At 59.8% G+C, this 8,478-nt stretch carries 16 protein-coding genes; 4 read left to right on the plus strand and 12 right to left on the minus strand.

What is annotated here, in order from left to right:
* Positions 1-80 precede the first annotated feature (80 nt).
* From M1L36_RS21170 to M1L36_RS21190, 5 genes are all read right to left on the minus strand, one after another.
* On the minus strand, positions 81-365 hold the full coding sequence (locus tag M1L36_RS21170; protein WP_250875752.1) for a hypothetical protein: 285 nt from the start codon (positions 363-365) through the stop codon (positions 81-83).
* 211 nt (positions 366-576) lie between these two features.
* Entirely contained in the window at positions 577-1,086 is a 510-nt protein-coding gene (locus M1L36_RS21175) for a 3'-5' exonuclease (protein WP_250875753.1), read from the minus strand.
* Positions 1,083-1,268: a hypothetical protein gene (locus tag M1L36_RS21180; protein ID WP_250875754.1), complete on the minus strand. Its 186-nt coding sequence runs from the start codon at positions 1,266-1,268 to the stop codon at positions 1,083-1,085. The genes M1L36_RS21175 and M1L36_RS21180 overlap by 4 nt, the downstream gene beginning before the upstream one ends.
* Positions 1,261-1,575, minus strand: coding sequence for a hypothetical protein (locus M1L36_RS21185; protein WP_250875755.1), 315 nt, complete (start codon positions 1,573-1,575; stop codon positions 1,261-1,263). The genes M1L36_RS21180 and M1L36_RS21185 overlap by 8 nt, the downstream gene beginning before the upstream one ends.
* Positions 1,575-1,787 carry a hypothetical protein gene (locus M1L36_RS21190; protein ID WP_250875756.1) on the minus strand — a complete coding sequence of 71 codons (213 nt, stop codon included), beginning with the start codon at positions 1,785-1,787 and terminating at the stop codon, positions 1,575-1,577. The genes M1L36_RS21185 and M1L36_RS21190 overlap by 1 nt, the downstream gene beginning before the upstream one ends.
* A gap of 109 nt (positions 1,788-1,896) precedes the next feature.
* Between M1L36_RS21190 and M1L36_RS21195 the strand changes: the two genes are divergently transcribed.
* Positions 1,897-2,250: a helix-turn-helix domain-containing protein gene (locus M1L36_RS21195; protein ID WP_250875757.1), complete on the plus strand. Its 354-nt coding sequence runs from the start codon at positions 1,897-1,899 to the stop codon at positions 2,248-2,250.
* Between the two features lie 173 nt (positions 2,251-2,423).
* On the opposite strand, the gene M1L36_RS21200 is transcribed toward M1L36_RS21195, so the two are convergent.
* The gene (locus tag M1L36_RS21200) at positions 2,424-2,693 is read right to left on the minus strand and encodes a HalOD1 output domain-containing protein (protein WP_250875758.1); all 270 of its coding nucleotides are present in this window, start codon (positions 2,691-2,693) and stop codon (positions 2,424-2,426) included.
* A 186-nt stretch (positions 2,694-2,879) separates the two neighbouring features.
* Here M1L36_RS21200 and M1L36_RS21205 point away from each other — a divergent pair, with 186 nt between their 5' ends.
* Both M1L36_RS21205 and M1L36_RS21210 read left to right on the plus strand, forming a co-directional pair.
* Positions 2,880-3,518, plus strand: coding sequence for a helix-turn-helix domain-containing protein (locus M1L36_RS21205; RefSeq protein ID WP_250875759.1), 639 nt, complete (start codon positions 2,880-2,882; stop codon positions 3,516-3,518).
* Positions 3,519-3,551: 33 nt separating this feature from the next.
* Complete coding sequence (locus M1L36_RS21210) at positions 3,552-3,986, plus strand: HNH endonuclease (RefSeq protein ID WP_305794633.1); 435 nt, start codon at positions 3,552-3,554, stop codon at positions 3,984-3,986.
* Between the two features lie 116 nt (positions 3,987-4,102).
* On the opposite strand, the gene M1L36_RS21215 is transcribed toward M1L36_RS21210, so the two are convergent.
* The 6 genes from M1L36_RS21215 to M1L36_RS21235 all read right to left on the minus strand — a co-directional run bounded on the left by M1L36_RS21215 (position 4,103) and on the right by M1L36_RS21235 (position 7,442).
* A complete protein-coding gene (locus M1L36_RS21215; protein ID WP_250875761.1) occupies positions 4,103-4,573 on the minus strand; it encodes a hypothetical protein in 471 nt (156 codons plus the stop codon).
* Positions 4,574-4,582: 9 nt separating this feature from the next.
* Entirely contained in the window at positions 4,583-5,743 is a 1,161-nt protein-coding gene (locus M1L36_RS21220; protein ID WP_250875762.1) for a hypothetical protein, read from the minus strand.
* 496 nt (positions 5,744-6,239) lie between these two features.
* A complete protein-coding gene (locus M1L36_RS21225; RefSeq protein ID WP_250875763.1) occupies positions 6,240-6,665 on the minus strand; it encodes a hypothetical protein in 426 nt (141 codons plus the stop codon).
* Positions 6,666-6,688: 23 nt separating this feature from the next.
* A complete protein-coding gene (locus tag M1L36_RS21230) occupies positions 6,689-6,847 on the minus strand; it encodes a hypothetical protein (protein ID WP_250875764.1) in 159 nt (52 codons plus the stop codon).
* Between the two features lie 190 nt (positions 6,848-7,037).
* Complete coding sequence (locus M1L36_RS21510) at positions 7,038-7,166, minus strand: hypothetical protein (protein WP_305794634.1); 129 nt, start codon at positions 7,164-7,166, stop codon at positions 7,038-7,040.
* A 99-nt stretch (positions 7,167-7,265) separates the two neighbouring features.
* Complete coding sequence (locus tag M1L36_RS21235; protein ID WP_250875765.1) at positions 7,266-7,442, minus strand: hypothetical protein; 177 nt, start codon at positions 7,440-7,442, stop codon at positions 7,266-7,268.
* Positions 7,443-8,140: 698 nt separating this feature from the next.
* On the opposite strand from M1L36_RS21235, the gene M1L36_RS21240 reads away from it, so the two are divergent.
* Positions 8,141-8,404, plus strand: coding sequence for a hypothetical protein (locus M1L36_RS21240; protein ID WP_250875766.1), 264 nt, complete (start codon positions 8,141-8,143; stop codon positions 8,402-8,404).
* Positions 8,405-8,478 lie beyond the last annotated feature (74 nt).

Below are 8,478 nucleotides of genomic sequence, written 5' to 3' on the forward strand. Positions count from 1 at the left end.
AGAGTCCAGTAGCTTCATGTGGATGATCCGCCGCTCGGAGTCTTGCTCTACCTTCGTGGAGAGCGTATCACGGTCGGCCATCACAGAATCGCCTCCTGACTCTCGGGGTCGACACGCTTCGCGTTCGCCACTTCCTCGATAACAACCGCGAGGTCGTCGGGGTAGAACGTGCCGCATTCGGGACAGAGAACGGGGTTCTCGGGCCACGGGGCCTCTTGGTCAATCGCTGTGTTCGGTCCCTCGTGAGCGTAGGTCGTTCCGTTCCCACACTCCTTACAGCGGAGTGTCGTTAGGTACAGGACGCGTTCGACACCCTGCGAAGGGTCGTCGTCGCTACCGTCTCTCGTGGACTCTGCACCAGGCATTACCGGCCACCTCGAAGCCACTCGCCAAGAGCTGTGTGGCAACTCTCACAGACGTCGATGGAACTGAGGCGCTCCGTGCAGCCCTCGTAGGTCCGAGTCGCTAGCGCGCCGCATCGCAGGCACGTGAGTTCCTCGTCCGAGAACTCGGAACCGCCTTCGGGCATCTTCGAACCGGGCGCGGGGTGCTGAACTTCCTGCGAGGATTCAGCAGTCACTCCGACCACCCCGCGAGCGTCGCCGAGGCACGCCGGGCCTGATGCACGGCGTCGTCCAGCGCGTCGTGATGGTCGCCCTCCCGTTCGAGGTCGACCGCGCCGGGCAGGTTCTTCAGCGTCCGGAAACACCGCTCGTGGTAGAACTCCCACGGGACAGGCGCGTTGACCGCGTCGTACGCCCCCGCGAGTATCTCGCAGTCGAACGACGGCGCGTTGCCCCAGAGTTCCTCCGCACCGGAGTAAAACTCGCTGAACTCGTGGAGCACTTCGGTCAGTTCGTCACCGCCGACCAGCTGCTCCTGCACGTTCTCGTCTTGCTCCAGCCACCACTCCAGCGTCCCCGCGTCGATCTCCAGGGCCGCCTCGTCGCACGAGTTCAGGCTGATGGAGCGGTAGAACGTCTCGCCGAGGCCGTCCTCGTCGAACGCGACCGCGCCGATGCTCAGGATGACGCAACCGGGGTCGAGGCCGAGCGTCTCCAGGTCGAGCATCACGCGGCGGGTCATCGGCACCCACCCGGACATACCGGCACCATCTTCGGATAATACTCGTCGTCAGTCGAGAGGTCGTGACCGTCGACGGCTTCCGGCGACCACGTCTCTTGACAGAACCAGCAGCGGACGTACTCCGCGTTCGGGTCGACGAACGGCGGTCGTTCTACCTTCTGCGATTCTGTTGCGTCACTCATCAGAATCACCCATCGCGTCGGCAGTGCCGGAGATCATCTCGTGCGCGTACTCCGCCGCTTCGCGCTGTTCCATCGGTTCGGGAAGCGAGACGACGATTAGCGTCTCGAATCGTATTTTTAGGAAGTCGTGCCCGTCCTCCACTGCGTTGAACACATCGTAGTCAGTGCCGTCGTGATGTGCCCCAGGCTCGAACCGCATCAGGCCAGCCTCGGTGTCGTTGGTCGGGTCGTCGTTGAGTTGCCGAACCAGCGTGATTTCGTTGTACAGGTCGCTCTGTTCGACTTGTTCGTGCTCTCGTGCAGGCATTACGGACCCACCTCGACCTTCGCCGCGCCTTCTGCGGCCGCAGCGCCGGCCTGCGAGATGTCTCGGCAAATCTCCACGTAGTTCATGATGGCTTCGTGGACGTTCGACCCAGTCCCCGTAACGTTGTTGCCGCCCTCGGTTGCTCGCCAGACGCCGTCGACCTTCTTCACGTCGAGGGCGACCGTCGCTTGCTTCTGGATTCTTTCCTCCATACACAGCACATACAACTCCGATAACATAAGTCTTTGCAGAGCGCCAAGGCACTACGCACAAGCATGGTGCGAAGGCTTATTGCCAATTGCGGGCCAAGAATAGGCAACGATGACGGAAGCGATGGGAGAAATTGACGACACGCCCTCGATGAACGAGATGCTCGACTGGTTCGCCGAACAACCCTGTTCGTGCGCGACTGTCGGCCACGTCGCCGCTAAGATAGGCCGCTCCAGGGAGAGCGTCCGGAACAACCTCAAGCAACTCCGGGCAGCTGGCTACGCCGAACACCGATTCGAACCGACTGGCGAGTATCGGCTGCTGCGCGATCCCCGCCCCGAACACGGTGAGATGCCCCCTTGCCCCGAGTGTAGCGAGAACTCGACGGGAATGTTCACGGTGCGCTCCAGTGCCGGCAACATGGATTACCAGTGCGAGCGGTGCGGCGAGCAGTGGACCTCATAGGTCTGTACTACCTCTCGGCGTTGATTTCTTTAAGTAGCGTTCCGCTCGACTCACGAACGTAGCACAGTAGGACAGCAGTAGCGTGGCGGGGTGTCGGGACCGCCACAGGTGGACCACACATGGTCCTGAACTCATGATAGCGGGACAGGTACACCTGTCCTGTGATGACGCGCTCAGTCCGCCGATACTGACGAACTCACCTCCGTACCCTGGTGCTCTGCGAGCTTCCGCAGTGCCACGGTCCCGGTCCCTTCAACGGTCACCTCGAACCCGGCATACGGGAACGTTACCGTCCCGCTGTCGGGCATCGTCTCGACGGCGCGCTGAAGCGCTTCGGGGTCAATCGCCTCGTAGAAGACGGGAAGACCGGCCTCGTCCTGGCCGCGCTTCGCTGCTACCGCCTCGATTATCTCGGTGGACAGTGCCAATCCGGGTCGTGGCATACCTGTTATGTTGACTGTCTTTACTTAAGCGATTCGGCGGTACAGCGCGCTATCACGTTCTGCTAACGGAGATTGCCGAATGCGGCACGAAATGCGGAGCCGTCTCCGGAACCGGCAGAGGCACCCGACACGGAGCCGCCTTAGACAGCGGGAACTATTGGTATTCGGAAATAGGCGCGGATAGGAATGGTCGCGCCCACAACGGATGATGTACTCGACGCGCTTATCGATGTTCACCGGAAGTCCGGTGACCCTGTTGCAGATGCTCCCGAGCTCGCAGAACACCTCGACGCGAAGCGCCGAACGGTTCTCGACAGACTAAGACGGCTCGAAGCCGCTGGCGACGTCGAGAGTAAGCCAATTTCGTCGGGAGTTGCTTTCTGGGCACCATCGCACGTCCGCGTAGAGATGTCGCGCACGGAGCCGCTCACGGAGCCTGAACCCGCACCGCAATCGGTACCGATTGAGGAGCGCGAATCTGCACCGGCTGAGTTGCCCCAAGCGGTGCGCGAGGCCGTGAATCAGTGGCCCGCTCCGGGCGAGACTGTAGCGAAACGTGAGGAGCGTGTCGGGCTTCTGGTGGAGATGCTGCTCTGGCTCAGAGAACACGGCGAGGGGTTCAAACGAGACTTCATCGCCGAGTTCTACGACCAAGGCCGAGACCTCGACGACAAGAAAGACGCGTGGTGGAACGCCCAGGCTAAGGGATACGGCTCAAAAGACGACGGGAAGGAAGGCGGTCTCGGCTTCGTCGCAGCTCGGACGGATTGGGTGAGCCGTCCCGACAACCACTGGAACCCTTGGGAGTGGAACACCGGGGAATAGATTTTAATTTCGCGCTTCCGTGCGTGCTTGTGCATGTCGCGTCCTAGCAACTGGAACAAGCGCCGCTGGGAAGCCATCGTTAGAGATGATTACCAGTGCCAAACTTGCGGCGATTCAATGGACGATGTCGACCTCTACGTTCACCACAAAGACCCCGTGAGAAATGGCGGCTCTCACGAGTTACGCAACCTCGTCACGTTGTGCGGCGATTGTCACTCAAAAGTCGATGTCCACGCATCCACACCTGCGACCGTCGATTATGACGATGTGCTTCGCGAGATCGAGAGGCAAATCGACACAGAGTATAACCCAGTCGTCACTGCGCCAGAACTCGCCGAAGAACTACCAATTGCAAAGAGGACCGTCAACGACAAACTCAATCAGCTACTGGCAGCTGGGCTGGTGGCGAACAAGGACGTCTCAACAGGAAAGGCATGGTGGCCGCTGACGCGCGATAGAGCGGAGTGAAAGTTATCGCCGGTCAGCGTACTCGCCAAACATAAACTGGCACCACGGACAAGCGGTCTCGTCGAGGAGCGCGCCTTCCGGGAACCCACCACCACACTCGGGACAGATGTAGTCGCTCATAGGTCGAACCTCGCACGCGTGTTGCCAGGGACCTCCCAGTTGTCATCGTCGAACACGACTGGTGCGAGTTCGCGGGCGAGCTTCTCGGCGTGCTCTATCTTCATCTTTGGGTACCCCGAGTAGGAGAACCCGTGCGGTTTGGTAAGCGCGGTATGTCCCATCTTGTCCTTGAACTCGGCATCTTCGAACGTGTGGGCGATTCGGTTGATTTCTCGCATGCCGTCTTCCGTGATGTGGGCTTTACATTCCCAGTCCATCGTCGAGTTGCCGTATTCAACTTCCTCAACGGTCCAGCCCTGTGCCGGGAGCATGTCGTACTCAACGGTGCCGTATTTTACGCCGTTTAGAGCGTCAACGCAGAGCGAGGGCACGTTGGAACGCTCGCACGCGTTGTAATACTCGTACTGGTCGTCTCTGGTCGTAATCGTCGGTACCGTGCCGTCTTCCGTTGGAATATCTCGTTTCATGTGAGTTCGTTATTCGTCGTCGCCGTCGTAACCGCCATCGGTAGCAATGGCGCTGGGGGTCGCACTGTCGAGCGCGTCCCACTCGTCTTGAACGTCCGTGCTGTTCTCTTTCTGCCGCTCCGGTTCGCGAGTCTCCTCAGCGGTGTCCTCGGATTTCTCACCGTGATAGTATTCGCTAATTTGAGTGAGTAGCTCTGCGTTGCTTTCCTTCATCTCGCCAAGGTTGACGTGCAGTTTGAGCGCGTCTGGCGTCTCCCGCAGCTCGAATGCCGCATCCTCTGCAACCGAGCGGACAATGTCGCCAACGGTCGACTTCGCGACGTCGTCGCCGAACATGTCGGTGCGGACAGTTGCCGCCGAGACACCCTTTCGACCCTTCGAGTTCGACATCGCCATACGGCCGAGTTCGAACTTCACGCGGAGTTCACGCTGCTCTCGGTCCAAGAACTCCACGGGCAGACGCGACTCGCGCGGGACGTGTTCGCCGACCCACTCGCGGGCAGTCTTCTCGGTGATCCAAACCGGCGAACCGGACGGGTGCGGCTCTACCTCCAGGCGGTCGACGACACGGTTGCGGTACCTCGACCGCGTCCGTTCCGTGACGGTAGGGTCGCCAACTATCTCCACGATTGCATCGTTCAGTTGGTCGTTGGTGAACTGGTCGTCGAGCAGGTGGCAGATGGCGATGGTATTCATCTCAACGCCATTCTTCCGAAGGCCACCGTCGGAGTCGTTGTTGACGGTCTCCAGCAGCGCCTCCGCGTCGTCGAACACGCGGTCCAGCTTCTCGGTGAGGCGCTCGGAGCGGCCACCAAGGCGGTACTCTTGAATCGCACGGGCGAACGCTTGACCGTAGGTGTCGTCGGAGTCAGCCACGAACGCGCGGAACTCGTCTTTGATGTCCTCGTGAACACGGACGGTGACGCGGGTGGTCGGAGTGAGTTCGATTTGATTGATTCGTTCTTCGAACTCCCCTCCGAGACTGCGACCCGCGGCCGAGACAAGCTGGTCAAGCCGTTTCTCAGCGTCGGCGAAGCCATCGGTGTCGGAATACTCGCGCATCGCAGCAGCCGCCTCATGGCCGAGATAGCTGTCCTCCACGCCGTATTTGTCAACGACGTATTGACGGAACCGCTCCCACTCCTGCTCGGGAACCATCCAATCAATCATCGGCCCGTTACTCACGCCAACCACCCCCGATTAGACCCGTCACAGCAAACTGCTGTGACACCCACCTTCTCACAACCACCACTCACAGCATTATGCTGTGAGGCAGGGGAGGGGGGAGAGGGAACCGACCCCCCGCCACAGCAGGATGTTGTATGTGTAAACGCCATACGGCGGTGGGTTTCGGTGCTCCGAGTGGTGTGTTGTAGCCCCCCGGCCCGTGGCCTCGGGGCGGTGTTCGAAGAAAGAAAACTTCTCCCAACAACCGTGGCGCCCTCGACGTCGGCGTGGTGTTCTCGCATCTGTTGGTGTGGCGATCTCCGGCCGTCACCGAACCGCCCGAAGGCGATGATAGAGCCGCGGCTCTCTGCACCGGAACGACTAAGCCGCGCACTCGTGTAAGAACCAAGTGTCCAATTCGGTTCTTCGTGACGTTGTTCTCTTAGCTTGCTGTGCTGTTTGTCGCCTTGCCGTGTCTTAAATCCACTAGACCCGACAGTCATCGCTGGTCACTCCGGAGACAGAACTGCTGCTTGTTCAGCGAGCAAAGGTCGCCACGCCGCTGGGCCGCTTTCGCTGCCTCGTGTGCGTTGTCGCGGCTATTGGTGACGTTCGCGACGTCCATCATCAACCGCAGCTGGGTAACCGAGACCACGCTGTCCGTGTCAATGCCGCACTCGTCCCAGAGTTGTCGCCAGTGTTCGCGCTGGAATGAGGATGGCTGTGGAAATCGGTTCTCGGTCTTTCTCGACGACTTGCCGTTTCGGTGTTCTGCAAACGCCTCGCGCTCTTCTGGCGCTTCAGCCCGGTCGAGTTTCTCGTCCATGTAGTCATGGAACTCGGTTGCCTCTTCGCTCAGGATCTGCTCGTCGACCGACTTCGGATTCGTGTTTGTTACCCCCGAGTCAGTCTCCGAGCTACCCATTGCGTCAGAAGCTGACCACGTGCTCATTGCGAACCACCACGCGATGCCTCGGCCTTCTCGCGCCGGACACGCGCCAGTGCCTCACACAGCGCGTTCTCAGCCGTCTCCCATTCTTCATCTTCTCGTGCCAGTGCGGCCGCACCGACGAGCCCGTCGAATGGCCGCTGTTTCTTCGTGCTCATCGGAACTCACCCGCATCAACAACCGCGTTTTCGCCCGCGTACATCCACCGCCCGCAATTGCCGCCCGTCTCCGGGCAGCTGATACTCCACTCGCCGCTGTCCTGCTCGTGAGCTTCGAGAACGTATGCCCACGCGACAGCTTTCGGCGCAACGTCTTGGAACAGGTCGCGCTCGGGTGGAACTTCGCGCGTCATAGCGCGAACGCCTCCGTGTCCCACTCTGCTTCGGGGTCGTCGAGGTGCATCTGGAGCGGGTCGCACATCGCCGACGCCCGGCGCTCGTGCGTCTCGCAACGTCGCTGCCACGCGGTCTTACTCATCGTCGCCCTCCTCGTCCTCGTCCAGTTCGATGCTCTCGCGTGCGCGTCTCTGATAGAACTCGTACTCGTCCTCCATTTCCTCGACGCTCAGCTTCCGGCTCATCGGCGCACCTCAACGGTGTCGCGGATGTCGCAGGTGATCCACGTCGACCTTGCCGCGTCTAGCGTGGAGACCTTTGCTTCCGAAAGCGTGAGGTAGCCCTTCTCGCGAATGCCGACGACTTCGGGCCGGGTGTGCCGTTCGGGGTCTCGGGGTTGACACTCGACCTTGCTCATTCGGAGCCACCTCCGAACTCGCTCAGTTTGTGATTGACAGTTGAACAGTCTTCACACTCCCCGAGATGGCCGTAGAAGGACTCTGGCCGGAAGAAGGACCGTCCGCAGTCGCCTTCTTTCGGGTACTCCGATTCTTGATTTGAAACGCCAGTGCTTATTTGCGCGCTTGTCTTAGCAGATTTTGCCATTGGTGAAACAGCGAGGCGCTCAATCTGTCGCCTCGCTTCAGTGGCACGCGCGTGCGTTGACCGGCAACAATTGGTACCTGGTGGCGGTCAATGCACGACACGCGCCCTTTGTTTTTCGTGAACAGTTCATCTCCCACCACTGTATCAATGACCGAGTGGTCACCACACATTAAGTTCCCGCCAATACCCATAACTCGCTGACACAGGGCGAATTCAGGCCAGTAAGGCCGAATTACCTTTAAGGCGGCGGGGTTTGGGTTCATGTGTGCGGTAGGTCGCACCCCTCACCGGGATAACCTGTGTCAGCAGGCCCCGGAAATCGTTTTCCGAGTGAATGTCCCGATGAGCGGCGCTTATCTGAGTCGATATGGTGGGTCGCTAATAAGTGTTGTTATGATATAGAAACATGGAATGTTGGTCGGTAGACTCAAATGGTAGCAATTGCGATATGTTTAACAACGCAATGGCGTCAGTGAAAAACGTAGGATGGCAGGAGGCCGCGCATATTGGATGAAGCCAAAAGACGATGTCATATTGGCTTATCTGGCGCGTATTTATCCATCTGCTGAGCCCCCGAAGGTCATTCACTGGAACCTTGAGAAGACTGGGGAGGCCGACTGGGTGCAGATGACCACCCAGCGCCGTTTGAAGAAGATGGAAGGCCACAGTCCGCCGCTGGTCGAGATCGTGAACGAGAAAGGAGGCTACCGGCGCATTACCGACGCTGGTATTGCGAAGCTGCGCGAGCTGGAGACGACCGAGGAAGAATACTGAGACCGTTACGTTACCGCCGCGTGTGTTTCAGATAGTGGTGCCATCAACGAGCGAGGTCCACGCGGCGGCGCTGC

The sequence above is a fragment of the Halomarina rubra genome, from assembly GCF_023699475.1.
GTDB lineage: Archaea > Halobacteriota > Halobacteria > Halobacteriales > Haloarculaceae > Halomarina > Halomarina rubra.